The following is a 23787-nucleotide window of genomic DNA, read 5'->3' as shown; positions in this document are numbered from 1 at the left end:
AAGCCAATGGTTTAAAAAGTTCCCAAAACTGTACAAGTTGGCATTCACACTAAAATTCGCATTGATCCGAATGGTGACAGGCGCAAACTTAACACGATCGCATCTCTGCGTAAGCCCTTTCTCAGTTACGAGAGAGGGTTATTTTTCGTCATATTGAGTATGATGTGAAGCTCAAGTTGGCTATGGAGGCTTTCATGCTGCGCGGCTAGAAACATCTTCGTAACAACTCAATTTCTACTTGCTTCGGCAAGCAGAGTTTTTGTTGTCAAATAAAGGAAGTGATCTACCATGCAGACAAAAAGTCCACGGATGACGCGGGATCAACTCATTAATCATTGCTATGAAGTTTTGCGGAGAAAAGGACGCGGAGCAAACAAATTTGTCTCCTGCGGAGTCAATGATTCTTTGAAAGCCGATCTTGTCACCGCAACCACTGTATACGAGTTCCGAGAAGTTCTCAGCCGCGAGAAACTCTACGAAGCCAAGGGGCAAGGACTCACCTATGCTTCGTTTTTGAAGAAAAATCGAGTGGTGTTGGTGGGCTATCTTCCCGATGGGGATTATGGTTCAGCGGCGAATGCAGCCGAGAATATTGAGAGAGCCGGTCAGCAGGTAAAGGTTTCGTTCGTTGATGTTGATCCCTTCTGGGAAATTGCCACCCCCGACAATCGATGGATGCGTACTGCATTTCTCACTGTTGGTGTTGTAGCACTGATCGTTTTCTTGATCCCACTAATTTCCAATCGCTCCTATTGCAGACTCAATCCAACCTTACCAAGGTGTTCGCCAACGATTCAGAGACATTAATTCACCAGGAGAATGAATCTGAGCATGAACTAAAAACCTAAACAAAAGCGGATCGTCCTTACATCATTCAAGTTGGGGCGATCTGCTTGGATATTTCTTGTTTCGTTCTGTTCCCTACTGCATTCGATCGATTGTCCGATACTGAATCGCTTCAGCCACGTGAGAAGTCTGGAGGTGTTCATCTCCGGCAAGATCGGCGATCGTGCGAGACACTTTGAGGATGCGATCGGTGGCTCTGGCGGAAAGTCCCAGCTTACGGATTGCCCCCTCCAGTAAATTACGAGTTGTATCATCCATGCGACACCATTTGCGGATATGGCGGCTCTGCATTTCAGCATTGCAGTGAAGATGTTCTGCCTGAAATCGCTGTTGGGCGATCGATCGGGCTTGCTCGACCCGTTGGCGAATGGCGATCGACTCTTCTCCGGTAGACTGCTGGGTAATTTCTTCTGGCTTGAGGCGGCTGACAATGACGTGCAGATCAATGCGATCCATGAGCGGGCCCGACAACTTGCCCAGTATTGCTCCCGACTACGCGGACTACAAGTACAGGGCTGAATCGAATCACCGAAATAGCCGCAGGGACAGGGATTGGTGCTGGCAACCAGGGTAAATTTTGCAGGAAAGGAAACCGATTGGCGCGTACGGGAAATGGTAACGTGACCATCTTCTAAAGGCTGACGCAGAAATTCCAGCACATCCCGCTTAAATTCTGTTAATTCATCCAGAAATAAGTTAACGATAGCAAGTGTATATTGCTCATTCCGCAAATGGCGCACTGGGAAAGGGTTAGAAGCTCTCCACCTCTTCAAAGCCGACGAGCATCTTTTTCTCATCTACCTGGCTGTCACCTGTTCACATAAACATTAGCAGGTGATCCCGGAGAATCATCAAAGATTGCACCTCGTGCTTTAAGCTCAGTCACTTGGCTGGGTGTAAGTCCTTGACTACCGCTAAAAATTGCCTGTTCAACGAGCACTTTACTGAGGTTTGCCCCACGGAGGTCTGCCTCACGGAAGTTTGCCCCACTGAGATCTGCCCCATTGAGATCTGCCCCGATAAGGTATGCCTCACTGAGATCAGCCCTACTGAGATTCGCTTCACTGAGATCTGCCCTACTGAGATTTGCTTCACTGAGATCAGCCCTACTGAGATTCGCTTCACTGAGATCTACCCTACTGAGATCTGCCTTATAGAGGTTTGCCCCACTGAGATCTGCCCCACTGAGATCTGCCCTATTGAGATTCGCTTCACTGAGATTTGCCCTACTGAGATCTGCCCTATTGAGATTCGCCTCACTGAGATTTGCCCCACCGAGGTATGCTCCACCGAGGTCTGCCCCACTGAGATTTGCCCCACTGAGGTTTGCCCCACGGAAGTCTGTCCTACGGAGGTCTGCCCCACGGAGGTCTGCCCCACGGAGGTCTGCCCCACGGAGGTTTGCCTCACGGAGGTTTGCCTCAATGAGTTTTGCCTCAATGAGTTTTGCCCTACGGAGATCCAGCCCAATGAAGTTTGCCCTATTGAGGTTTGCCCCGACAAGGTTTGCCCTACTGAGATCTGCTCCTTTAAGGCTGATGTTTGCTTCAGTATCCGATCGCCACTGATTCCATCCCTCTACATCACTCTTTAACAAAGCTAAGTAAAAAGCAGCCGCTTCAGCAGGGATCTCAACCGCCTCTGGCAATGTCACAGGGTCAAGGGTAATCGTGCCATCGTCAAGACCTTGGACAAGCTCATCGATAACAGACAATGCTGTGTGTTTAGGTTTAAGGAAGTTTCTTATTCCTAGCATTGGTTCTGCTGGTAAAGGTTTCGACAAATACAGTACGTAAGGCTTCGGCTGCTTCCCTAGAGGTATCTGCTTGGTTGAGCGCAACTTCTAGGAGCCGAATTGACATATTCTCTCGTCTAGTACGTCGAGCCAAATCCATCGCAGGTGCAAACAACACACTGGAGACAGCACCAAGGATTGCACTGATCGGGTTTTGATTTGCAACTGCAACTCCCATCAAAAGCAGCCCCGTTATTAAAAATACAATGGCAAAAAGATAAAGCAATCGTTCACCGAAGCGGTTTTCCCGAATTGCCTGGTCGATAATGTCCTTAGCAGTTCTTGTACTTTCTCTGGGAGTTCTCAGACTCTCTCTAGGAGTTCTCGGACTCCCTCTATTGGTTTTTGCGTCCACCTGGTACGCTCCAACGTTTTTCAGTTAAGCAATTTATATAAACCTGCCTGTGACACCAGCCTCGATCGAGTGATCAAGTTTAGTGTCCTGTGTCCTATAGGACTATCCTATGTGTCCTGTCAGGGTTTGGCAAACACCAGCTCCAAATCCATTACCTTACCCGCTTCTGTGGCTGGCCCTAACACAAGCTCTTCAATAGACGATCGCCCACTACCCAAGAACGCTGGAACCTGAGAACAGCGGTCGTTGAATGGGGTTTTAGTGAGTGCAATAACCTTACTCCTTGAAAAGCTCCCAACCAAAGATGATGAAGAATTGTACTATCCCTTGACAACTTCCATAAAGATTCCGTGAACTTCCCATACCGTCAGGGTTTTCCTCATTGTTAAGCTTTGGAACTGGGCACTAGGGGATGCAGAGTCGCAGTTTTACTCTGTAGGTACGGAATTCCGATGTACAGCATTCAATATCGTCAAACTAACCAGGGCAAGCAAACCCGATCGCAACTGATTGATACGATTCGGCAACATGCAGGACTGTCGCGTAATGAACTGGTTGACGTGTCTGGGCTAACCTACGAGCAGGTGAGACGGCAGACGCGCAACTTGTCGATCGAGGGAATCGTTCAGTCTCGGATCGAAGCTGGACAGCGACGGTACTACCTTCGTTGAAACTTTACTTCAAGTCTCCGTAATTTCTAGATTGTTTCGTCGTTTCGTTGGTCAGTACCAGTGATGCACTGTCGTGAAACGGTGAAACAAGATGACCTTAGCAAAACCGAAACAAACGGTACTCAATACAGTCTGGTCAGGGCTGAGGACGATCGCTCAGTTCTTCTGGACTGCCCATTGTCGTGTCCAGGCGCGGAAGCAGGCACGGCTAATGGCACGATCGCAAACGGTATTGGTAGCCGCCCAGCCGACCGCTGTTGCCTCTGCGTTAACTCCCTCTGAACAAGAAACCCTTCAGGTGAGTGAGCAAGTGTCCTACGCGATGACAGGACAACCCCAGACTGTCCTACGAGACACACAAGACATACAGGCCACACAAGACATACAAGACACACAAGACACTGGGAGTTTCCAGAACTTCCAGAACTTCCAGAACTCTCAAGCTCCTGCGATCGAATCGACTGACGAGACAGACTCCGGCTCTGCTGATGGGGTAACGGCTCTGTTGGACGAAGCTCACTCAAAAGGGCTGACCACCTATCCTCAACTGATTGACTACGTGAAGCAACACCGGGGGACTGGCTGTAGTCGTCGGGTTGTGTCTCGTTGGAAGAAAGCACGGGGGCTGATCGATGCTCGTTAAGCTCTACCTGATTTGCTATGTCCTGTTTGTCTTGTCCTGTGTCCTGTTCGTAGCTGGCGATCGGTGATGGAACTGCGTGAGGCTGAAATTAAGCAGGTGAGTGAGGCGTTGTTCTCCAACCAGTCCTTGCTCGTTCTGGGGGAACCTGGATCGGGCAAGTCTACTTTGGGCGAAGCGGTGAAGCGACGGCTAGGGGCAGACCGCTGGAGCGTGGCAATGGCATCCTACAACGGTTCTGCAAAGGAATGTCTGGTGCTGATCGCGGAACAGCTTGGGGTATCAACCATGACCCTGGATGAGAAACCCAAGGCACTCACAGCAGCGCAACTGCGGGAGGCTCTGACCAAACGGCTAACTCGTAAGCGGACAGTTCTAATCTGCGACGATGCCCACCGTTGGTCTGCCAGTCTACGGTACTGGTTGGAGGACGTGCTGAGGGCAGAGGGTGTCCTGCTGCTGTTGGTGGCTTCACCCTGCCCACCCAAAGAACTGTTCGTGAAGATGCCCCGGATCGAACTCCCGCTGATCCGAGACGAGGACATCCGCAAACTGATGATGACTGAGGCGGAATCCTACGGCATTCAACTGGTAGCATCCGAAGTCGCGGAACTCCAGCAGCGATCGGGGAACAATCCGGCTCTTGCTAAACGGGTGATCCGTGAGACGGTCTTGGGGATCTCTGAGACGGCTACTGGCGATCATTACCAGTACATCGATGGGACACCGTTTCTCATCGGGCTGATTTCCCTCATCGGTATCATTCGCTTTGCTGGCTTGGGAATGGGCGATAAGGTGCTGTACGTCCTGGGGGGAATTATCACCCTGATTGCAGTGACGTTGCGCGGTTTACTGTATGCCGCAAACCGAGGCAGGCGAAGGCTTTAGGGGTAGTCCGTCTCTGTTAAAAATTTTTTAATTTTGCAGTCCATGTACGGACACGTATCTGGAAAATCTACAACTCAAATTGCCCAATCCCTACTCCTATACTCTTTTCTCTTATTCGGATCTGGTATTCCTCTTTGCTGTGATGATCGCGATCGCCAACCATTCTCCTCCTCTTCTCCCCTCCTTCCTCTTCCCGACCGATCGCCTTCCTTGCCATTCCCCTCCTCTTCGTTCCCCACCTTACGCCTATGATGTCCGTCACCCATGCCGCGATCGCCACCGCCACCACCAGTATCTCGTTGGGTACAGCCAATGCATTCATCTTGGGATTAGCTGTCTTAGGTTCCCAGTTACCTGACCTGGACAGCACTGAATCCTGGGTTGGCAGACTGGCTTATCCGATCGCCCACTACATTGAGGAGCGATACCCCCACCGCACTATTACCCATAGCTTCCTGTCTACCCTTACCCTGGCGATTCTTGCCGCTCCGATCCTGTTCTTCTTTCATTGGCACTATTGGGCCGCCCTGATGATTGGGCAATTCACCGGATGGTTCGCCGATGCCTTCACGCGATCGGGGGTAGCCGCGTTTTATCCCAATCCAGCCCGGTTGGTGATTCCAGGGAACCCCAGGGCACGGTTACGAAGCCAATCCCCCCAGGAATATTGGGTGTTATCGATGGCAGTATTCCTGTGTATCGCCAGCATTAACCTGACCAGTAACGGCGGCATCGTGGAGCAGTTTGCCAAAGGATTCTTTCAAGATGCAGCGACCGCCGTGCAATTGTTTCAGAAGTACGGTTCAGAACGGCTTGTGACCGTCGAAGTGAGAGGCTTGCAGGCGTATACCTCTCAGGCGATCGAAGACCGCTATACCGTGATTGAAACGACCTCCAATGACTTGATTGCCGAGAGCCAGACCAACGGCAGACTCTACAAGATTGGTAACTCCCCCGACGCACAGATCCGACCATCACGGGTCAAGGTGCAGCTGGGCAATCCGATCGCCATCACCTCAGAGGAAGTGTTGCTCAAGGAAATTCTGGTGGCAGACTGGCTGAAGCGTATCCCCCAGAACGCCTATGTCAGTGGTTCACTGGTACTGGAGGACAGCAGAGAAGTCACGATCGCCACTGATTTTAGTAGCTACGACACGATTCGCAGCTGGGGAGGACAGATTGAGTTACGAAATGCCCGACCTGCACAGATATTGGCGCAGATTGGGGAATTCTGGATTGTGCAAGGTAAGGCGATCGTCAAGGTGAGGCAGTCATGAAAAGTATATTCTCTGTCCTGTGTCTCGTAGGACTGTCGGGACTGTCCTATGGTTGTGCAGGACACCTCCAGGCGCAAACCCCATCCCCTTCACTGCCGTCCCCCTCCATCATCACCAGTGACTCCACCAGCAACCGCCGATCGCTCGATGTCCGACTGACTTTATCCGCACCGGATGATCTCAAGGTACAGGAGGGCGATCGGGTGGAGCAGGGGCAGATCCTTGCCGATCGGACGCGCGACCGGGATCGGCTGGAGGCACAGCGCAGACAGCTTGAGATTCAGATGGAGCGATTGCAGCAGCCCATTCCTGGCGCATCTCCTTCCCGTCCGGTTCCAGAGGTGGCAGGTTTACCCCCAGCGAGTTTTCTGAGCCAGGTGGCAGAGATTGAACGGGCACGGCTCAAGGTGGAGCAGGCAGAGCGTAACCTGATGCAGCAACAGCGGATGTTGGATATGCTCTCTTCGATGCCAAGTGCCAGTCTTCCAGAGGCGACCATTCCCCATGAGACGGAAGTGTTGGAGCAACGCAGGCGGGAATTCACCCAGGCGCAGGCGGACTTACAACTGGCAGAGGCAAAACTGACTCAGGCTCAGACAGAACGGCAGCATCAAGAATATGTTCACTCCCTGGAGATGAGTAAGCGGGCGATCGCCATCCAGCAGGCAGAGATCCAACGGCAACAACAATTCCAGGAGCAGCAACGCCAGGAACAGGAACGGGCGTTTCAAGTGGCGCAGATGGAGGAAAAGATAGCGGCTTTGAATGCCCAACTGTTTCAACTATCAGCGGTTCGTAGTCCATTTTCAGGCACAATTCGGAGAATCAAATATGAAGGGCAACAGGATCAAAATCTTATTGTGGTGCTGTCTCTCACTGCTGATGTGGGGAGCGATCGGGACACTGCCGGGGATGGCGCAGATGGAGGAACCCCCACCGACTGAGGAGTTTGAGGAGTTTGAGGAGTTCGAGGAGCTTGACGAATTGGAACCCAGCAGCGAACGTGACTTAGATGCCCCCTTTGATACGGATCAAAACCCGCTCAATCCGGCTGGGGAATCGATCGATCGCTTGATTCAACTCCGCATTAATGAAGACCTCTGGACGGCAATGTTGGGGGATTTGCCCTGCTTGGATGTGACGGAGGCTTGTGTTCGAGAGCTTCAGGAGATGGCGATCGGCAACTCCCTGGCACTTCAGGCGATCGATGAGCGGGTAGACCTGGTGCAGGAGAAGATCGACCAGGCACGAGCAAATAATCTCAGGACGATTAGCCTGGGGATCTTTGAGCCTGCGGTACGCGCCTTCTTTGAAATTGGTACACGCACGGAGATCCAGCCGGATGGCACCAGTCAAACCAGGCGGATTGGCTTTATCGATCGGATTGTCAGCTTTTTTGATAGCCCCCTCATGGGAATTAACGACATCTTTGCCCAGTTGGGTTTACCCCTGTTTCGGGCAAGCATCGGCGGCAGTGCAGAGGTGCAGAATCGTCAGATTGCGATCGCTGACCTGGAGGTGAAGGTGGCGGAGATTCAGAATAAGCGGGGGGAATTGGCGCAGTCCATTCGGGAACAGGTGATGCTGCAAGTGTTGGACTTTGATACCTATCGGCGGGAGTTTCAGATCTCCCAGGAGGTGACGCGCCGTGACCTGTTACGTTTAGCTATTCTGGAGCAGGGCTATCGCTTTAATGCGGAGGGTAGCCTCAATACGCCTCAATACTTGGCTCAGATCAATGCCCTGGACAATCAAAAAGCCCAGACCTATCGATCGTGGGCACGGATGCGATCGCAGTTGACGCGGGTGAAGTTGTTGGTTCTGGGGGATGAGAGTTTTTGACGAGGAGAGGAGGGGGTCATGGGAGAATCATATTGACAACGATTGTTGTACCGTTGATGTGCTTATTGCTTCAGCTGTTCCACCTGTTGCTGCTTATTTAGCTACGATGTGCTCTGCTATTGGAGTTTCGGTGGGTGGATTTAGGGTACCGCAGGATTTCATGTAGTGGTTAACGCATACCAAACTGCAACTGTAAGCATTTTTAGTTCATAACATTTTGGCGCGCATAAAAAAGCCTTGCAGATACAGAAATATAAAGTCTCAGATAACATCATATGATTTTACGAATAACCTCAATGAATTTGCTCATAGAGCGTGTACAAAGGAGTAAGTAGGCTACTCTTGGAATAAACTCTACAGAAATTTATTTACATACGTGGTAGCCAGCAGCGACAAAATTTCTGGTCAGCCAAGGTCAGGCTAACCATAAAGGGTGAAAAATGATTAAACAAACTGCATTGACTATAAGCACTTTAGCTGCGGCGCTACTTGCTCAACCAGCACTGGCTGAGGTCAGCCTACCAGGTAGATGCCATATGGGTCACTGTTGGGAGAATAGGTTAACTCAGAAAACGGTGTTGAGAGAAGGAAGTCGTGGGACTCTTTATTCAGTGGAGTTGGCTAGTCGATCTTGGGAGCATGGTGGTGAACGACCTGCTACTTTTGAACCATCGCAGATAAATTATGTCTACTGTTCAACGACAAGGCCTGCTTACATTTTTCCTGATTCTAGTGGATATTACGTTCATTTACTAAACCCAGGTGGTGAGTGGTCTGGATACAACATGAGCTCCTATCCAATTTACTGGGCTACTTGCCATAACTTTGTTGGTTCCAACTTCTTTTCGGAGGAAATGACTGCACGAACGCTCAGACTGGGGTACCCATTGAATATAGAAGCAAGGCAAATCCAGATCAATAACGTGCTGGAAATTGTGAAATAGCTGCTGGCAACAGTCAAAATAGCAAACTAATGAAATGAGGCATAGCAACAAATCTCAAAAACTTTCCTTTTCGAGGGTTCATCATGAAGAAAATAGCTTTTCTCCTTGCTAATTTTTTGATCTTCAACGGGAGTGCTGCTGCTTTCCCCAGTGTCAGCGAAGATAGTGATATTGAAGATACAATGGATCTTTATCGAGTCAACATTGCTCGCAATATCACGACGGGGACTTACTATGTACGGCGAGGCTATGGAAGATGCACATTGACAGTTTCTAGTGAAGAATCGCCTCAGTATCTTTATGAAAATTTAGAAACCCAAATAGAGTACGCAGTAGGTTCCTGTTTTTTCCCATCTGTTACATTGCCCAGTCTTGGTGCTCTTCCCTCACAAACTGTTCCAGTAGAAGCAACAATTGCTACAACCAGTAATTTTCTTAGCAGAGGGGGGCTTCCTTTGTATCTGGAAGTTACTTTCGAGATGAGATTTCCAGAGTATCCTGATGCACAGAAAACTTGTGGAATTTGGCTCGACATGGAGACGCCAACAGGAAAACGGTTGAGTGTCCAAACTGATAGATACTCTGGTTCATGCGATGATTGGTTTAATCGTATAATTCTACCTCACTGATGAGGTTAAGCTGTGCTTTAGATGGAATGAGAATAGAAATTTAGTATTCTGTATCTTTCATTTCTAAACACTCTCCTGCGAGAGTCTCTTTATAAAATCGCTTCTTATCCATCCTTGCACCTCATAGTTATCATTTAGATATAAAACCTCGTACCAGCGTCTCCCAGAACTATCAGGATTTTGAGAAATTTCAATCAACCAGACTAAATCATTAGAATTAACAATCCCTATCACCTCATACTGTTGTCCTGATCCTGAACGAATTCTGACGAAACTACCACTTACCTGTCTAGCATTCAGAATGTTGTCTATCTTCCAATCTCCTTCTTGAAAGTCATAGGAAAGCTCAAAACGATTTTTGTCAAACATCAACGTTCCATCTGAATTGTTGTAAGTAAGGTTTACAATAACGATGCTTTTATCATTAGCTCGTGAGATGGGTTCAATTTTGAAATTAATGTTTGAGAGTCCCTTCCACCAAGTAGTATAGCCATCTTCACCACCTGCCAGTCTACTTAGTTGAACTGAATCTGGCAACATATTCCATGCACTTTGAGTTTCCCCTTCCTTAATGAATTGAAAATATTTTTCAACAGTGTTCTCAGGTGAGGATGGGATGGTTTCTGTTACTGGAGTTGAAGTGTTCTCAGGTGAGGATGGGATGGTTTCTGTTACTGGAGTTGAAGTGTTCTCAGGTGAGGATGGGATGGTTTCTGTTACTGGAGTTGATAGGACTTGAATTATCCGTTCGACTAGCTCAACTGCTTTGGGTCCTCCAACCCAAAGTATTAAAAGCAGAAAAAGTAATATTAGTAAACTCTCTGACTTATAAAACTCGCTCATGATAAAGCTCCTTGGCATCAATGAAGCGTCTAAGCCCAAGGTTGGGGAATTCAGTTTCTGTAGTGATCTACCCATATAATAGTTGACAAATTTATCCAACCGAGATTAGTTATTTCTTTCTTAATCTTCCGATCAAGAAACAAAAGATTGAACTGATTGCTAAACTCTTTCCTCTGCGCCTACTCACTCAGCAGGCAGATACAAAACCCCATTACGACACAAGGGTGGCGCACTGTAGACCGTTAGATTACTCCAGTTAAACCAACCAGCCTCGGAAGCCCAATCCTGGACGCGGATGAAGGTGAATCGCCCTAAGTTGCTGTTGTCGTACCGGACGGTGTTGCTAAATCGGGCGATGCCGCAGGTGTTTGCCTTACCAAAGCGTTGAGCTGGGGTGTGGTCAGTAGCGTAGGCTCCTTGAGATGGCAATCCTCGCACCAGGATCATGTAGGTGGTTTGCTCACTGTAATACCGATTCCAGCCCTCGATTTCTGCCCCGATCGCCTCTACCCCAGAACCGAGTTGTGTCCAGGTGAGTCCAGACTGAATCGCACCATTGATGCAGACCTGGCTGGTCGTTTGGGCAATATTGTCGGGATTGAAATTGATTGTGCCTCCAGAGGGCAAATAGATGGTGATGCCTTCTTGTCTGTAGAGGCTGAAGCGATTGGTATTCCAAAACTGAACGAGGTTACAGCGATTGGAGTTGGGGCGAACGCTGACGCGGCGGAATTGGTTTTGGTAGAGAACACGAATGAACTCTTCACTGTTCAGTCCTGTGATGTAAAGGCGATCGTCAGGATCTCGAAAGACCTGGATTTGTCCGGGGGTTGGGGTGGGGACTGGGGAGGGTGAAGGGTTAGGAGTTGGAGAGGGTGAGGGTGAGGGACTGGGTGTTGGAGAGGGTTCTGGAGTTGGGGTTGGAGTGGGAGTAGGGGTTGGTTCTGGCGTAGGAGTAGGGGTTGGGGTTGGGGTTGGGGTTGGAGTAGGCGTAGGCGTAGGGTCGGGTATCGGCGATTCTGCGTCTTCAGTGAATTGGAATTCAGTAGTAGATAGGTAGCCCGATCGCAGGATTCTCCAGTATCGTGCAGCGGCTGGGGTAAAGGTGAATTGCCGGAATTGATTGGAGCCTGAATCAGTTACGCCTGAAATAGTTGCTACGGTTATCCAACTGTGCCCGTCGTTGCTGTACTGGATTTGAGCATTGTTGAGGTAGCTGGCGATCGATCCCCAACCCGATACATTACCCCCTCCAACCAACACGGCTGCAACAGTTTTTACAGAACCCAAATCCGCTTGAATCCACGATGCACTGCTATGGTTAGTTCCTGTCCCAGTTGTACCAATGGTGTCAGTCAGGTTGATGCCATTGCCAGGGGTAACGGAACCGTAGATTGAGGACTGGGTATAACTCAGTGCTGGCGGAGGGGGAGGGGGAGGCGGTTCTGTACTTTCGGTGAATTGAAACTCAGTGGTGGACAGGTAGCCCGATCGCAGGATTCTCCAGTATCGTGCAGCGACTGGGGTAAAGGTGAATTGCCGGAATTGATTGGAGCCTGAATCGGTTACACCTGAAATGGTAGCTGCGGTTGCCCAATTCTGTCCGTCATTGCTCCACTGGATTTGACTGTTGTTGAGGTAGCTGGCGATCGATCCCCAACCGGACACGTTGCCCCCTCCAACCAACACGGCTGAAATCGTTTTCGCTGAACCCAGATCGGCTTGAATCCAGGATGCGCTGGTATGGTTAGTTCCTGTTCCAGTGCTGCCAATGGTGTCATTCAGGTTTGTTCCATTACCAGGGGTGACGGAACCGTAGACCGACGACTGAGTGTAGATCGGGCTGATGGAATTCTGAGATTGCCCTCTTTGGCTGCCCATAACAACATACAAAAAGAGGGCGATCGCCAGAGTGAACGATCGCCAATGATTCATGATTTATTCTCCTTTGTGCAATTGCTAGTTCCAGGACATCGGGTTGTAGCGGACATACTGACCACTGCTTCCCCGCTGGCAGAGGGGTGGATCGGCGACGGTCAGGGAAGACACGGTGTAGTTTGTGCCGCTAATGGTCAACGTGGAGGGTAGGGGATTCGCTTCTGTGTTGGAGAGGCGATAGAAACCACACTGATTTGGACGAGCTGCCTGGGAGGAGTTGACATCGTTGAAGTCTACGTCATAGCTGATGCCTGGGCTATAGCCGACCAAAAAGACGCGAGGAACCGAGGCGGTATTGTCGATGTAGCCCCCGGCTGTGGTAATGCTGGCATCTAAGGCAGGGGCAAAGGCATTACCAGAGCATCTTGGGAGAAGTTCACGGCTGGTGATGGAAGGCAGGGCTGCACGGGTGCGAGTTTGTCCATTGATTGTCCAGGAGTCTCCAATGCTGGGTAATGTGGAAGAGGTCGCCAGCCGCACTTCACCGCAGTAGCCAGCCCGAACGCGACGGGTTAACGATTGATCGGTTTGAATTCTGGCACTGGTATCAGAGGCAAGGGTTTGGGCGATGGAGCCAATGACGTACACATTCCCCCTGGCATCTTTGAACACATCGGGGGGAGGGGCAGCGGCGGCAGGTAGGGAAGATGAGACGATGGTAGCTGTACCGAGCAACAGCCCCAACCAGGCACGAACACGAATTCTTTTTGCCATAGATTCACTCCTCAATTGAGGGAAAACTTACTACTGAGGGGAACCTATTCACCAATTCCCCTGGGAAACATCGAGGAATTTACGGAATGAAGCGGCTTCAGAATGGTTTTTCGGTAGTAGTTAGCATCAGCTTGCTGGGGTTAGTTGGATTCCAGGGCTACCAGCAGTGGCAGCGCAACCAAGCCGATCGCCCAGACTACGATAATCCTGCTCCCTCCCCCAGAACAACTTTGTTATCATCTCCTGAACAAAGTGAGGAATGGCAGGTTGTACGAGTCAGTGATGGGGATTCAATCGTAGTGCGTTCTGGGGGACGAGAGGAGCGAGTCCGGTTTTGCGGCATTGATGCACCGGAGGCAGCGCAGCCCTGGGGAGCCGAGGCAACCACCTATCTACAGCAGCTAATCGATGCGGCGGGTGGACGAGTTTTGCTGATGCAGACTGACCGCGATCGCTACGGACGCATGGTGGCTGAAGTCTTTACCCTCTTGCCAACTGGGGAGAAATCACTTCAAGAGGAAATGCTATTGGCTGGGATGGCATATGTGTACCCGCAGTACGTTGATTCTTGTCCCAACCCAGAGCCAATGAAGCTGGCAGAGGCGATCGCCCAGGAGGAAGGTCTGGGGGTTTGGAGTGGGGAGTATCAGCGTCCTTGGGAGTTTCGGCAGATGAATCGATGAAATTTTGTTGGTGTTTGCGAAATGCGAGTTACTCCATTTCACGGGAATACTTTTTGGCTTCTATTGGGGTTTGTAATCCCTCCATAGATCTACGGTTGAATGGCGGCGCAACTGGGCAATAGGTGAGGGCTACTCCACTTCCTCACACCATTATGAATCGATCGCTCATTGCAGCCTTTTTGCTGGGTATTGTCATCAGTACAACTGTCCGTGCCCAGGAGCTTCCGCCATTAGCCCATCCAACGACTTATTTGCCTGAAGTTGAGATCAAAGCCCCACTCCCTGTCTATACAACGCCAACTCAAGGAACCTTGACTTCTGGCTATGGGATGCGATGGGGCAGGCTACACCAGGGAATTGATATTGCAGCCCCGATTGGGACGTTGGTGCAGGCTTCGGCGGCTGGCGTGGTCGTGTTCGCTGGATGGCATCAGGGCGGCTATGGCAACCTGATCGAGATTCGCCATGCGGATGGGTCGCTGACTCGGTATGCCCATCTCAACCGGATTTGGGTTAACCAAAATGAAGCAGTGGCGCAAGGGCAGGCGATCGGGGAGGTGGGGAGTACAGGGTATTCAACCGGGCCACACCTGCATTTTGAGATTCATCTGGCTGAAGGGGGAGCCGTGAATCCGATCGACTATGTGGAGATACCGAGGGTGGCACAGTATGAGTGAAGTCTGGAGATTGAGACAATTTTTGCTCTATGGAGTGACTTGAATTTGCAAAGTAATTGTCAGATGTTTCCATTCAATTAGTTTCCCCAGCGAGTGGGGACTGTGAAGGCGGCATTGCTGGGGAATGCCGCAGCGACGAGTTTCCATTCAATTAGTTTCCCCAGCGAGTGGGGACGACCTGGAACGGCACAAAAATTACCGTTACTGGATTCAATGAAGTTTCCATTCAATTAGTTTCCCCAGCGAGTGGGGACTTGGTGTACTCCCTAACATCAGGAGACTACTTACAGGCGTTTCCATTCAATTAGTTTCCCCAGCGAGTGGGGACTGAAGTATGAAGAGTACATGTCTGGACGTAGCCGGTTTCCATTCAATTAGTTTCCCCAGCGAGTGGGGACACGAAGGGAAGGGAGGGTTAGCCGATCGATTCTTGCGCGTTTCCATTCAATTAGTTTCCCCAGCGAGTGGGGACAGCTGTCTGTCCTAACAGCGGCAAAAGGAGATGACGAGTTTCCATTCAATTAGTTTCCCCAGCGAGTGGGGACGGGGTGGTTCTGGTTATTCGGTTGAGTTGTTTGAGGGTGTTTCCATTCAATTAGTTTCCCCAGCGAGTGGGGACCAGTAAAGTTTGAATCCGCTGATCGGCTACACCAATGTTTCCATTCAATTAGTTTCCCCAGCGAGTGGGGACGTTGCTGCGCTGAATCAAGCTATCCTTGACGGGTTTGCGTTTCCATTCAATTAGTTTCCCCAGCAAGTGGGGACTCTCCTGCAAGTAGCCATCGCTGGGGCGCTAACGGTTGGTTTCCATTCAATTAGTTTCCCCAGCGAGTGGGGACCTGGCTTTGTGTGGAAGAATGGTGCTCTCAATGGGCAGTTTCCATTCAATTAGTTTCCCCAGCGAGTGGGGACTGCTGTGTTAACAAGATTGTCGAAGCAGCAAATGACGAAGAGGTTTCCATTCAATTAGTTTCCCCAGCGAGTGGGGACTCGCACACATGATCGCTACCCTTAAGTTGCTAGTCGAGTTTCCATTCAATTAGTTTCCCCAGCGAGTGGGGACAGGGCACCTGTCTCGTCGTCTGACCCCGTTATCTGGTTTCCATTCAATTAGTTTCCCCAGCGAGTGGGGACAGTTGAGTCGGTGATAACACATCTAACACACAGGTGTTTCCATTCAATTAGTTTCCCCAGCGAGTGGGGACGCAAATGAGCAAATCTATTCTTAAAGGTATTGCCATTGGTTTCCATTCAATTAGTTTCCCCAGCGAGTGGGGACAATGGTTAAAAATCGCAACCAGGAATGGGGTGATCGGTGTGTTTCCATTCAATTAGTTTCCCCAGCGAGTGGGGACTTTGCTCTTAAAGAAGGAACTGCCAAACAAGTCTGTGAGTTTCCATTCAATTAGTTTCCCCAGCGAGTGGGGACGCGATCGATTGCTCATACGAACAATGTGAATCTAATTATGTTTCCATTCAATTAGTTTCCCCAGCGAGTGGGGACACCAATAGGCGATCGACCCATGACCAATGCTGAACGCGTTTCCATTCAATTAGTTTCCCCAGCGAGTGGGGACATTGGTCGATTTTGCCAGCAAGAAACTCAGGTAGAACGTTTCCATTCAATTAGTTTCCCCAGCGAGTGGGGACGACAGTTCAGGGAGCAGAATGACCGTGTGCAGCGTGAGTGTTTCCATTCAATTAGTTTCCCCAGCGAGTGGGGACATTTGGAATTTGTATTACCTTGGCAATACCGGCTCATTGGTATCGTTTCCATTCAATTAGTTTCCCCAGCGAGTGGGGCCCCAGATCTTCATTAACCCGATTGTGCCTCAATTTAAAGCGTTTCCATTCAATTAGTTTCCCCAGCGAGTGGGGACATTATCAATGGCCCGTTGCAATGCTTCGGCTTCGGGGTTTCCATTCAATTAGTTTCCCCAGCGAGTGGGGACAAGGGGCTCAGTTAAAGAATGGGCGTATTGCTACTTACTTGTTTCCATTCAATTAGTTTCCCCAGCGAGTGGGGACTTTTCCGGAACTATTGACCCGAAGGAGCTTATCCGCGCAGTTTCCATTCAATTAGTTTCCCCAGCGAGTGGGGACACGTGGGTAGGAATCCAGCCAGGCTACAAGCTCTGATGGTTTCCATTCAATTAGTTTCCCCAGCGAGTGGGGACAATGGCGTATACGGCCTCTAATAGGTTTTCGGTTACCTTGTTTCCATTCAATTAGTTTCCCCAGCGAGTGGGGACGATGCAAAGCGTCGGCTTCAAGGCTGGACGGGAATTAGGTTTCCATTCAATTAGTTTCCCCAGCGAGTGGGGACCGATGATTGCCCAAATGCCTAGCACCGTGAGAGAGGTTTCCATTCAATTAGTTTCCCCAGCGAGTGGGGACCGTTACAAGCCAGTCTTCGAGATGTAAAGAAACCAAAAGGGTTTCCATTCAATTAGTTTCCCCAGCGAGTGGGGACAGGGCATGTAAGAGAGTTAGGAATCCTCATGAACATTAGTTTCCATTCAATTAGTTTCCCCAGCGAGTGGGGACTCCCCCCTATTGAAACCCATCCCCCATCGGATGTCCAGACCCCATTTGCGAGGCTCATCCCAAATCACCCTCAAATCCCTCCAAAACTCCCTGCTCAAATCCCTGAAATCCTTGCCCCACAGGACATCGAGGCTCCCAACCAAAGAATCAGCCTTCCAGCCATTTTGCCCCAGCCTCGCAAACGTCAAATCTCTCATCTTCCCCAAACCACTATCGACACTGGAACCTGCTTCACCGGACATTCGATTAATCTCTGGTGTTGATACGGCTCAATCACAAACCACAAAATCCGATCGCACCCATCCTGCGGTTCTACCATCACTTCCCTGATAACCAATCCAGCTCCATTGATTACCATCTCTACCTGTTTCAGACGAGTGAAGCTGAATTGTTCGACTAAGCATTGTAGATTCATTCCCAATCACGTTCGATGTGGTTGAAGGGCCCGATCGAATGTTGGTGTCTGGTCTAAGGCGGTAGGTGCAGGATTGATCTGGCGAGTAGTAGTCTGGTTGCCGCATGGATTGACTTGCTAAGTAAGAAAACTCTGGGCAGAGATGAGTCGCGGCTGACACTGTAACTGCATGAGCGACGATGGGTAGATCAATCCCATAATCGCGGTTTCTCAATTGGTTCATCAGACTGGAGGGAGTTTCACCGTAGCGAAATCGATTACAGACGAAATAACCGATATCAATCGCATCCCGTTGATAAGTTAGAGAATTGAAAACAAGCCGAGCATCACGATGCAAACCACCTGCGTTCAGTTCACTTGCAAGGGTACTTAAAAAGTCGGTTTCGGCTCGGTTATACTGCGCTTGAACTGGGGTTGCAGTGAGGGTCAGTGCGGCAGTTGCAGCGATTGAAGCAATGAAGAGATTCCTAAACATGATTGTGCCCCCTTAAAACGCTCTATGGCAAGAAGCACCCTGATTCCGTTCTAGCTTTACTAGCAGTCAACCGTGAAAGATTTGTATAAAACTTTACTACACTCAAAACAACTAAATTTCTCTCCCTAAAACCCCACCACAGCGATCGCCTGCTCTACCTGCTGTTCAGACACTTCAAGATACTTCTGGAGAGCTTGGAGGCTGCGGTGTCCAGAGATTTCCTGAATCACGCGCAATGGAATGCCTGCTGATGACATCTGGGTGAGGGCAGTTCGTCTGAAGCTGTGGGTGCTAATGCCTTCCAGGTGGAGCCGATCGCACACCTGCCGTAGAATTGCATCGGCGGATCTGGGGTTGAGGTGTCCTCGTCGATGCCGACCAGGGAAGAGATACCGTTTGCCTGCCTGCTCCTGATAGGCTTCCAGGTAGGTTTTGAGGCTGGGATGAGTGGTAATTTGTCGGGTTTCTTGCTTGCCCTTGGTGTGTTGTTTGCGGATAGTGATCTTAGTTCTGACTCCCGCAGTGTCGTAGACATCGTTCGTCAGTAAGGTGCAGGCTTCGTTGATTCGGCAACCTGTGAATAGACAAATGCCAAACAACGCCCGATCGCGGTTAGTAGTGAAGGCGTTGAAGAGTTGCTGCGCTTCATCAGGCGAAAGAACTTTTGCTTGACCGTGCCGATCGACTTTCACAGGGAATTTTGCTGATGTACATGAACAAATTATAGTTTGTTCATGTAACACGCTTAAAGTATTGGTATGTCGTTATTTGAACAAATGAACTTATTCGGGTTAAGTACAACTTATCAATATTTGAGTGCTTAAAGCGGCTAAAACCCTGATTCTCTCGTTAATTCATAAGTTTGGTTTATAGAAAGCTGTTTTTGGTAGTCTGGGCATACTGTCACCAGAATGTTTCAGCTTGTGTCACCCCCTGTCACCACTGCTGTCACCACCTGCTGTCACCACCCTGGTTCAGGTTGTCACCACTGCTGTCACCACTGCCACTACCCTTGTCACCGAGTTGTCACCATGCCAAATCCACGCATTACCTTCAGAGTCCCCACCGAAATTTACGACCAACTGCCCCCAGATGCAGAGGCGCGATCGGAGTGGTTATTGGATGCAATTAAACAAAAGCTCTCTCCCCCAGAACCAGAGGATGAACTTGGGAAGGTGAAGCGGCAGTTACAGAACTTAGATGCGATCGTGCAGGCGATGCGGCAGCAGTTGCCGGGAACATGATTTACGTTTTGTAATACATATCCCTAATCTTTGTTAGGTGCTGTAAGACATATAAGGTTGCTTTAATTGTAAGTAAAAGCTTTGTTTTTTCAGGAAGTCTTTGAAGTATAGGGTGCAGATAGGTTAGAAGTTTGGCTCAGCACTATTAGATATCTTTTTTGTCGCTTGACGTGATCACAAGCTGATTCAAAATTTGGCTTTGAGTGAAATCAACAAAGCTTCAATCGGTGTTGATTTTTTATCTATATCTGCAATGTGTGTAAGTGATTTCCGTTGCAGTAGGAGAGCCTTATGAATAAAAATCTTGCACTATTTTTGCTGGTGCTATTTGGTTTTTCCACTACTTTGGTTGCTTGCGGTGGCGGAGAAACGGCGTTTACTGATGCTCCCGCTGATGCTCCTTCTGCAAGTGCTCCAGGGGATGATGAGCTAGAGCCGGAACCTTATAATCCCCCAGTAGTACAAGAGCCTTTTCCACAACCATCCGTCTCCCAATCACCTAGTCCAATTGAACGGCAGGATGCATCACCAACGCCTGTTGCAGGGTATGAAGAAGGGATGGCACCTGAAGCGCAGGAGCCTCCTCCCCCACCGCCATCTGTGCCAAGCCCAGAGTTTACTGAAGAGCCTGATGAAGAGCTTGATGCTGCTTCAATTATTCGCAGGCGACTCGAAAGACTTCCTTTGGGCGAGGTCTATCATAATATTCCGCAAGAGATGCAGGTTGGAAAGGCAGAAATTATTGAAGCTGGGGTGGCTCCAGAAATTACTGAGAAAATTAGACAAGAGGCTCAAGGGCAGGGAGAGATCACCACCTTCTCTGGTGTCCGGTTTAACCCGTCTGGCGTGAACATGGAACTGGTCGCTAGTCCTGATGTATTTGATGTTCTTGAAGTAAGAGGTGGTGAACAATTCGTGACCAGTGAGCTACCTGGCAAATGGATCTGGCAAGTCAGACCTCTTAAACCTGGAGAACATTTGATAGTTGTTAAAGCTAAGTTAGATTTAAATGTTCCAGAACTGGGAGTAACACGCCCGGTAGAAGTAGAGGTATTTAGAGATGCCAGAAATGTTAAAGCGAATTGGGGTTATTCTCTACGGGGATTTCTCACGGCCAATTGGAAGGAACTGCTTGGATTGACTGTGGGTTCCGGTTCCGTAGCAGGCCTTGTGGGTTGGAGTTTAAACCGACGTGGAGAAAAAACTAAAGCCAAGGATTAGCTGCTGAGGGTAGCCGATGCATTAACTTTGAATATGGGAAAAATTGAAAAGTGCTAGAACGGTAGCCATGATTTTGTTGCTCGCCTTTCTGTCTTGCAGAAAGGATGAATGGCAGCGACTATGAATCCCTTGGTCGTTTAAAGTCTTTGCCAATGGTCATTCCACCTCCCTCATCTCTCCTCAAGCTGCTGGAACCCCTATCCCCAGAACAGAAAGCCGATGTTCTGACCGTTCGATCACAGATTTTGAGCTTTGATGAGCGCATGGCTGAAGTGGGACGAACGACAACAACCCAATATGGTTTGCACAAGGATCGGAATGAGATTGAGAAGACCCATCAGTGTGCTGAAGTCATTCCTCTGTATCCAGGGGTTTATAGACCTCGGTTAATGTTGCTGCTCCCTCATCCCAGGCGGAAGTTTGGTGGCCCAGGTAGAACCTATTTGCCAGAACCCGTGAAAGGATTAGCTTGGGCACAGGTATGGCAATTCCCATCATCGGCGGAGCCAACAGAACCAGAACTGTTTTTCTATCTGGGCAAAACCCGCAGTCGCTACAGCAAACGCTACACCCTACCAGAATATGCTGAACTCTATCAAAGCTTAACGGGGAGCGATCGCCTCTCTAAATCAGTTGAGGATATCGTCCAATTGGCATTAGAAGAATGGCAGCAGTCCATTGCCGTTGAGCCTGCGGTAGTTTTTTATGCAGAGGGGCACTCTGAGGTTAGAGAACCTTAATGCTTATGAAATACTTAGCGATCGCAGTATTTGGCTTTCTGCTCTTTTGCCTGGGTGCATACGGTATTGATGAACTCATTGCATCGCGCTTCAAACAGCCTGAAGACGAGCCGCAGCCTGAAGCGGAATCGCAAGCTGAAGCGGAAAACCAGAAAGCTGGTGGTTCAGCGGATGCAATCATCACAGCTTTAGAGGGTGTTGTGGATGAAGTCACAGGGAAAGGTTTGTTTGGATTAATCGGTAGGTTGCTAGAAAGTGCTGGAGAATTCCTGAGCCACCTATTTCACGGATTGTAGAAGTCTCTACGATTTACCCTCAATTACTACTCTCTTCCTCCGATCGCCTGCTGACCTTCCAGGCAGTCTCAGACCCGTTTTTTCCGGCTTTGGTGAAGCGGAACCCATAGCGATCGAAGACTGCTTTCCCCGGCAAGCTTTTGAGTCCCAGCAGGGGAGCCAGTTGTGAGGTAGATAATAACCAATCCCGATCGGCAACCTCCTGGAGGGAACGCAGGTGGGCAAGCGGGTCAGGTTGCTGCATATTTTCAGGTAGGCGGATTTCAACTGGAACCGACTGCCGGGAGTTGATGATATCTGCCACCTTGGAGGCGATCGTATCAATCATAGAAGCGATGCCGAAGGTCATGGGAGCCAGTTCAGTGGATGGGGTGTCCTGTGTCTTGTAGGACGGTTGGGGTTGTCCTGTAGGACGGTAGGACAGTTGAGTAGGTTCATTGAAGGCAGGAAACTCAGCAGTGGCTCCACCCCCTTTAATGTGCTGATCCAATTGATCCATGAAGGCAAGTTGATCGGCATTGTAGACCGCTCGGTTGCCCTGCTTTTCTGGCTCCATGTAATAGCCCTTGTCTCTCAGTCCGCTGATGCGGTTGTAGATGTTCGATCGCGTCACACCGTAGCGAGACTCAAAATCTTTGATGGTGAATGAATCGAGTTCCGTGGTCATTATCCTGTCCTGTGTCTTGTCTTATGTAGGACAAGATAGCGAAATCGCTTGCCTGGTGGGAGATGGAGGTTACTGACTTACTGCACTGTCTTACACAGGACAGGACAGCGGAACCTCAGTTAGATCAACGCTGATCGGTGAGAAAACCTTGTCTCAAATGTAAGCAAACTTAACTTTTATCGCTCTTTTCATCAGCATCTAGAGGGTCAAAGGACACCTTTCTCAGCTTGCCCGCGACTAAATGAAAGTCCTGCTCATCCATTAATTCAAGGGCAGCTTTGACCAATAGTGTTACTTGACGGGCGATCGGACGCTCCTCCTGAGAAGCTAACTCCTCAAGACGTTTGTATGTTTCCAGGTCAAACGGAACCGAGATTCGTTCGTCTTTTCGTGGCAATTCACCCGTTACCAAATCACGCATCTCATTTTACCCAAAAGCATCCGTGGTTAAATTATGGCTTCATTTGGCATCCATAGGCATCCATAAGCTGAAAAATTTGATAAGCTTTTATCCATTCGGAAGTTTTACGACTTCTAGAAGTTCCAAAACTGAAACGAGGAGTTTCTATGGCGCAAACCAAGCAACTCAAGGGGACAGCCGATGCGCTGACTCCGATTGAGGACTTTGCGAACGCCTGGGGAGTCTCTACCAAAACGGTGCAGAACTGGGTGGAGTTTACCTATCAGGCGTTTGAAATCTTATTGCCCAGTAGTGGCCCATTTCCTCCTTGGGCGATCGAGCTACTGACCCTCTGTGCCAAGCATGTGAGCCAAAAGGCAGCCATGTACTTTGCTGAGACGGAGGAAACGCGACGGCTGAAGGGAACCGAATATGTCCGAAAAGTCCGCACCCTTCGGCAGGCAGGACACTTCCAGCAGTTTGACCAATTCCGTAATGTCCAGTCCTTCCAGTCGGTTCAGCCCGAAGCCACCGCAAACGATTTGGAGGATGAAGCTTTTACTGAACTGGGCAAGATTACTCGCCGGGGCGACAGTGACCTATCCCGCATCAAGCAGACGATCGAGCAACGGGAAGATGCAGAGATTGAGGAGCTGGCTGAGTTCATTGAAGACAGTGATACTCGCAAGATGGCCAAACTGCTCCGACGGCTAAAGACGGGAAAGCGATCGGGTGCTTCAGTCAGTCAGGCGATCGATGTGGCTTACAAGCGATTGCCTGGGTCATGACGCGCATCAACGGCATTATTGCTCAACTACTCAAAGATTTGGAGGACAAAGGATTGATTACACTACCTCCTGACCCCCTTGAAGAATCACAGGATCAGGCAGAACTTACAGAAATCGCAGAAGTTCTGGCACTTACAGAAGTTTCGGAAGGGGCAAACCAACCTCACTCAGAGAGTTCTCAAGATGACCCAAATTGTCGCTTAATGGCACTCAATGAGGACTAGAGGGGACAGCTTGGAACCCTTCCCCCCT

25 protein-coding genes, 1 pseudogene and 1 CRISPR repeat array are annotated in these 23787 nt (G+C 49.6%); of the genes and pseudogenes, 16 read left to right on the top strand and 10 right to left on the bottom strand.

Annotated elements, in window-relative coordinates:
* The first annotated feature begins 288 nt into the window (after positions 1 to 288).
* Positions 289 to 807, top strand: coding sequence for a hypothetical protein (locus ACM1PF_RS24435; RefSeq protein WP_416668016.1), 519 nt, complete (start codon positions 289 to 291; stop codon positions 805 to 807).
* A gap of 114 nt (positions 808 to 921) precedes the next feature.
* Here ACM1PF_RS24435 and ACM1PF_RS24430 read toward each other — a convergent pair.
* The 3 genes and pseudogenes from ACM1PF_RS24430 to ACM1PF_RS24420 all read right to left on the bottom strand — a co-directional run.
* A pseudogene (locus ACM1PF_RS24430) lies at positions 922 to 1541 on the bottom strand (ATP-binding protein); the annotation flags it as partial.
* A gap of 113 nt (positions 1542 to 1654) precedes the next feature.
* Positions 1655 to 2560, bottom strand: coding sequence for a pentapeptide repeat-containing protein (locus ACM1PF_RS24425; protein WP_416668013.1), 906 nt, complete (start codon positions 2558 to 2560; stop codon positions 1655 to 1657).
* Positions 2561 to 2576: 16 nt separating this feature from the next.
* Complete coding sequence (locus tag ACM1PF_RS24420) at positions 2577 to 2996, bottom strand: hypothetical protein (protein WP_416668011.1); 420 nt, start codon at positions 2994 to 2996, stop codon at positions 2577 to 2579.
* A 452-nt stretch (positions 2997 to 3448) separates the two neighbouring features.
* On the opposite strand from ACM1PF_RS24420, the gene ACM1PF_RS24415 reads away from it, so the two are divergent.
* The 7 genes from ACM1PF_RS24415 to ACM1PF_RS24385 all read left to right on the top strand — a co-directional run bounded on the left by ACM1PF_RS24415 (position 3449) and on the right by ACM1PF_RS24385 (position 9887).
* On the top strand, positions 3449 to 3667 hold the full coding sequence (locus ACM1PF_RS24415; protein WP_416668009.1) for a hypothetical protein: 219 nt from the start codon (positions 3449 to 3451) through the stop codon (positions 3665 to 3667).
* Positions 3668 to 3758: 91 nt separating this feature from the next.
* The gene (locus tag ACM1PF_RS24410) at positions 3759 to 4310 is read left to right on the top strand and encodes a hypothetical protein (RefSeq protein WP_416668007.1); all 552 of its coding nucleotides are present in this window, start codon (positions 3759 to 3761) and stop codon (positions 4308 to 4310) included.
* Between the two features lie 12 nt (positions 4311 to 4322).
* A complete protein-coding gene (locus ACM1PF_RS24405) occupies positions 4323 to 5195 on the top strand; it encodes an AAA family ATPase (protein WP_416668005.1) in 873 nt (290 codons plus the stop codon).
* A gap of 248 nt (positions 5196 to 5443) precedes the next feature.
* Positions 5444 to 6472 carry a metal-dependent hydrolase gene (locus tag ACM1PF_RS24400; protein WP_416668003.1) on the top strand — a complete coding sequence of 343 codons (1029 nt, stop codon included), beginning with the start codon at positions 5444 to 5446 and terminating at the stop codon, positions 6470 to 6472.
* The gene (locus ACM1PF_RS24395; protein WP_416668001.1) at positions 6469 to 7416 is read left to right on the top strand and encodes a hypothetical protein; all 948 of its coding nucleotides are present in this window, start codon (positions 6469 to 6471) and stop codon (positions 7414 to 7416) included. The genes ACM1PF_RS24400 and ACM1PF_RS24395 overlap by 4 nt, the downstream gene beginning before the upstream one ends.
* Entirely contained in the window at positions 7394 to 8314 is a 921-nt protein-coding gene (locus ACM1PF_RS24390) for a hypothetical protein (protein WP_416667999.1), read from the top strand. The genes ACM1PF_RS24395 and ACM1PF_RS24390 overlap by 23 nt, the downstream gene beginning before the upstream one ends.
* 1027 nt (positions 8315 to 9341) lie before the next feature.
* Positions 9342 to 9887 carry a hypothetical protein gene (locus ACM1PF_RS24385; RefSeq protein WP_416667996.1) on the top strand — a complete coding sequence of 182 codons (546 nt, stop codon included), beginning with the start codon at positions 9342 to 9344 and terminating at the stop codon, positions 9885 to 9887.
* Between the two features lie 63 nt (positions 9888 to 9950).
* Here the strand turns inward: ACM1PF_RS24385 and ACM1PF_RS24380 are convergent, their stop codons facing one another.
* From ACM1PF_RS24380 to ACM1PF_RS24370, 3 genes are all read right to left on the bottom strand, one after another.
* Positions 9951 to 10730 (bottom strand): hypothetical protein, encoded by a 780-nt coding sequence (locus ACM1PF_RS24380; RefSeq protein WP_416667993.1) that lies wholly within the window; start codon positions 10728 to 10730, stop codon positions 9951 to 9953.
* A 183-nt stretch (positions 10731 to 10913) separates the two neighbouring features.
* Positions 10914 to 12665 (bottom strand): galactose-binding domain-containing protein, encoded by a 1752-nt coding sequence (locus ACM1PF_RS24375; RefSeq protein ID WP_416667990.1) that lies wholly within the window; start codon positions 12663 to 12665, stop codon positions 10914 to 10916.
* A 24-nt stretch (positions 12666 to 12689) separates the two neighbouring features.
* Positions 12690 to 13382, bottom strand: coding sequence for a hypothetical protein (locus ACM1PF_RS24370; RefSeq protein ID WP_416667987.1), 693 nt, complete (start codon positions 13380 to 13382; stop codon positions 12690 to 12692).
* Between the two features lie 86 nt (positions 13383 to 13468).
* Here ACM1PF_RS24370 and ACM1PF_RS24365 point away from each other — a divergent pair, with 86 nt between their 5' ends.
* Both ACM1PF_RS24365 and ACM1PF_RS24360 read left to right on the top strand, forming a co-directional pair.
* Positions 13469 to 14065, top strand: a complete 597-nt coding sequence (locus ACM1PF_RS24365) for a thermonuclease family protein (RefSeq protein ID WP_416667985.1) — start codon at positions 13469 to 13471, stop codon at positions 14063 to 14065.
* A 152-nt stretch (positions 14066 to 14217) separates the two neighbouring features.
* The gene (locus tag ACM1PF_RS24360; protein WP_416667982.1) at positions 14218 to 14742 is read left to right on the top strand and encodes a M23 family metallopeptidase; all 525 of its coding nucleotides are present in this window, start codon (positions 14218 to 14220) and stop codon (positions 14740 to 14742) included.
* Positions 14743 to 14807: 65 nt separating this feature from the next.
* Positions 14808 to 17289: a CRISPR direct-repeat array (repeat unit 36 nt; unit sequence GTTTCCATTCAATTAGTTTCCCCAGCGAGTGGGGAC).
* A gap of 269 nt (positions 17290 to 17558) precedes the next feature.
* Here ACM1PF_RS24360 and ACM1PF_RS24355 read toward each other — a convergent pair.
* Complete coding sequence (locus ACM1PF_RS24355) at positions 17559 to 18179, bottom strand: DUF732 domain-containing protein (protein WP_416667980.1); 621 nt, start codon at positions 18177 to 18179, stop codon at positions 17559 to 17561.
* A gap of 125 nt (positions 18180 to 18304) precedes the next feature.
* A complete protein-coding gene (locus ACM1PF_RS24350) occupies positions 18305 to 18871 on the bottom strand; it encodes a tyrosine-type recombinase/integrase (protein WP_416667978.1) in 567 nt (188 codons plus the stop codon).
* A gap of 339 nt (positions 18872 to 19210) precedes the next feature.
* Here ACM1PF_RS24350 and ACM1PF_RS24345 point away from each other — a divergent pair, with 339 nt between their 5' ends.
* From ACM1PF_RS24345 to ACM1PF_RS24330, 4 genes are all read left to right on the top strand, one after another.
* Positions 19211 to 19423 carry a hypothetical protein gene (locus ACM1PF_RS24345; protein WP_416667975.1) on the top strand — a complete coding sequence of 71 codons (213 nt, stop codon included), beginning with the start codon at positions 19211 to 19213 and terminating at the stop codon, positions 19421 to 19423.
* 291 nt (positions 19424 to 19714) lie between these two features.
* On the top strand, positions 19715 to 20644 hold the full coding sequence (locus tag ACM1PF_RS24340; protein WP_416667973.1) for a hypothetical protein: 930 nt from the start codon (positions 19715 to 19717) through the stop codon (positions 20642 to 20644).
* Positions 20645 to 20748: 104 nt separating this feature from the next.
* Positions 20749 to 21384, top strand: a complete 636-nt coding sequence (locus ACM1PF_RS24335; RefSeq protein WP_416667970.1) for a hypothetical protein — start codon at positions 20749 to 20751, stop codon at positions 21382 to 21384.
* A complete protein-coding gene (locus tag ACM1PF_RS24330) occupies positions 21384 to 21680 on the top strand; it encodes a hypothetical protein (RefSeq protein WP_416667967.1) in 297 nt (98 codons plus the stop codon). Before ACM1PF_RS24335 ends, ACM1PF_RS24330 begins: the two co-directional genes overlap by 1 nt.
* Before the next feature lie 19 nt (positions 21681 to 21699).
* Here the strand turns inward: ACM1PF_RS24330 and ACM1PF_RS24325 are convergent, their stop codons facing one another.
* Entirely contained in the window at positions 21700 to 22347 is a 648-nt protein-coding gene (locus ACM1PF_RS24325) for a hypothetical protein (protein WP_416667964.1), read from the bottom strand.
* Positions 22348 to 22516: 169 nt separating this feature from the next.
* Positions 22517 to 22768 (bottom strand): hypothetical protein, encoded by a 252-nt coding sequence (locus ACM1PF_RS24320; RefSeq protein ID WP_416667961.1) that lies wholly within the window; start codon positions 22766 to 22768, stop codon positions 22517 to 22519.
* A gap of 146 nt (positions 22769 to 22914) precedes the next feature.
* Between ACM1PF_RS24320 and ACM1PF_RS24315 the strand changes: the two genes are divergently transcribed.
* A complete protein-coding gene (locus ACM1PF_RS24315; protein ID WP_416667960.1) occupies positions 22915 to 23535 on the top strand; it encodes a hypothetical protein in 621 nt (206 codons plus the stop codon).
* Entirely contained in the window at positions 23532 to 23759 is a 228-nt protein-coding gene (locus ACM1PF_RS24310) for a hypothetical protein (RefSeq protein WP_416667957.1), read from the top strand. The genes ACM1PF_RS24315 and ACM1PF_RS24310 overlap by 4 nt, the downstream gene beginning before the upstream one ends.
* The last annotated feature ends 28 nt before the right edge of the window (positions 23760 to 23787 follow it).

This window comes from Egbenema bharatensis FJBBOT/2019 (assembly GCF_048077055.1).
Taxonomy (GTDB): domain Bacteria; phylum Cyanobacteriota; class Cyanobacteriia; order Elainellales; family Elainellaceae; genus Egbenema; species Egbenema bharatensis.
Note: the sequence above shows the minus strand (reverse complement) of the source record. Positions and strands in the feature narration are given on the sequence as shown.

Excerpts from the sequence above, each read along its gene's own strand:
- ACM1PF_RS24345 (WP_416667975.1), top strand. The coding sequence starts at position 19,211 with ATGCCAAATCCACGCATTACCTTCAGAGTCCCCACCGAAATTTACGAC.
- ACM1PF_RS24375 (WP_416667990.1), bottom strand. The coding sequence starts at position 12,665 with ATGAATCATTGGCGATCGTTCACTCTGGCGATCGCCCTCTTTTTGTAT.
- ACM1PF_RS24385 (WP_416667996.1), top strand. The coding sequence starts at position 9,342 with ATGAAGAAAATAGCTTTTCTCCTTGCTAATTTTTTGATCTTCAACGGG.
- ACM1PF_RS24390 (WP_416667999.1), top strand. The coding sequence starts at position 7,394 with ATGGAGGAACCCCCACCGACTGAGGAGTTTGAGGAGTTTGAGGAGTTC.
- ACM1PF_RS24310 (WP_416667957.1), top strand. The coding sequence starts at position 23,532 with ATGACGCGCATCAACGGCATTATTGCTCAACTACTCAAAGATTTGGAG.
- ACM1PF_RS24395 (WP_416668001.1), top strand. The coding sequence starts at position 6,469 with ATGAAAAGTATATTCTCTGTCCTGTGTCTCGTAGGACTGTCGGGACTG.
- ACM1PF_RS24400 (WP_416668003.1), top strand. The coding sequence starts at position 5,444 with ATGATGTCCGTCACCCATGCCGCGATCGCCACCGCCACCACCAGTATC.
- ACM1PF_RS24325 (WP_416667964.1), bottom strand. The coding sequence starts at position 22,347 with ATGACCACGGAACTCGATTCATTCACCATCAAAGATTTTGAGTCTCGC.
- ACM1PF_RS24365 (WP_416667985.1), top strand. The coding sequence starts at position 13,469 with ATGAAGCGGCTTCAGAATGGTTTTTCGGTAGTAGTTAGCATCAGCTTG.
- ACM1PF_RS24415 (WP_416668009.1), top strand. The coding sequence starts at position 3,449 with ATGTACAGCATTCAATATCGTCAAACTAACCAGGGCAAGCAAACCCGA.
- ACM1PF_RS24330 (WP_416667967.1), top strand. The coding sequence starts at position 21,384 with ATGCTTATGAAATACTTAGCGATCGCAGTATTTGGCTTTCTGCTCTTT.
- ACM1PF_RS24380 (WP_416667993.1), bottom strand. The coding sequence starts at position 10,730 with ATGAGCGAGTTTTATAAGTCAGAGAGTTTACTAATATTACTTTTTCTG.
- ACM1PF_RS24355 (WP_416667980.1), bottom strand. The coding sequence starts at position 18,179 with ATGTTTAGGAATCTCTTCATTGCTTCAATCGCTGCAACTGCCGCACTG.
- ACM1PF_RS24315 (WP_416667960.1), top strand. The coding sequence starts at position 22,915 with ATGGCGCAAACCAAGCAACTCAAGGGGACAGCCGATGCGCTGACTCCG.
- ACM1PF_RS24335 (WP_416667970.1), top strand. The coding sequence starts at position 20,749 with ATGAATGGCAGCGACTATGAATCCCTTGGTCGTTTAAAGTCTTTGCCA.
- ACM1PF_RS24370 (WP_416667987.1), bottom strand. The coding sequence starts at position 13,382 with ATGGCAAAAAGAATTCGTGTTCGTGCCTGGTTGGGGCTGTTGCTCGGT.
- ACM1PF_RS24320 (WP_416667961.1), bottom strand. The coding sequence starts at position 22,768 with ATGCGTGATTTGGTAACGGGTGAATTGCCACGAAAAGACGAACGAATC.
- ACM1PF_RS24435 (WP_416668016.1), top strand. The coding sequence starts at position 289 with ATGCAGACAAAAAGTCCACGGATGACGCGGGATCAACTCATTAATCAT.
- ACM1PF_RS24410 (WP_416668007.1), top strand. The coding sequence starts at position 3,759 with ATGACCTTAGCAAAACCGAAACAAACGGTACTCAATACAGTCTGGTCA.
- ACM1PF_RS24360 (WP_416667982.1), top strand. The coding sequence starts at position 14,218 with ATGAATCGATCGCTCATTGCAGCCTTTTTGCTGGGTATTGTCATCAGT.
- ACM1PF_RS24340 (WP_416667973.1), top strand. The coding sequence starts at position 19,715 with ATGAATAAAAATCTTGCACTATTTTTGCTGGTGCTATTTGGTTTTTCC.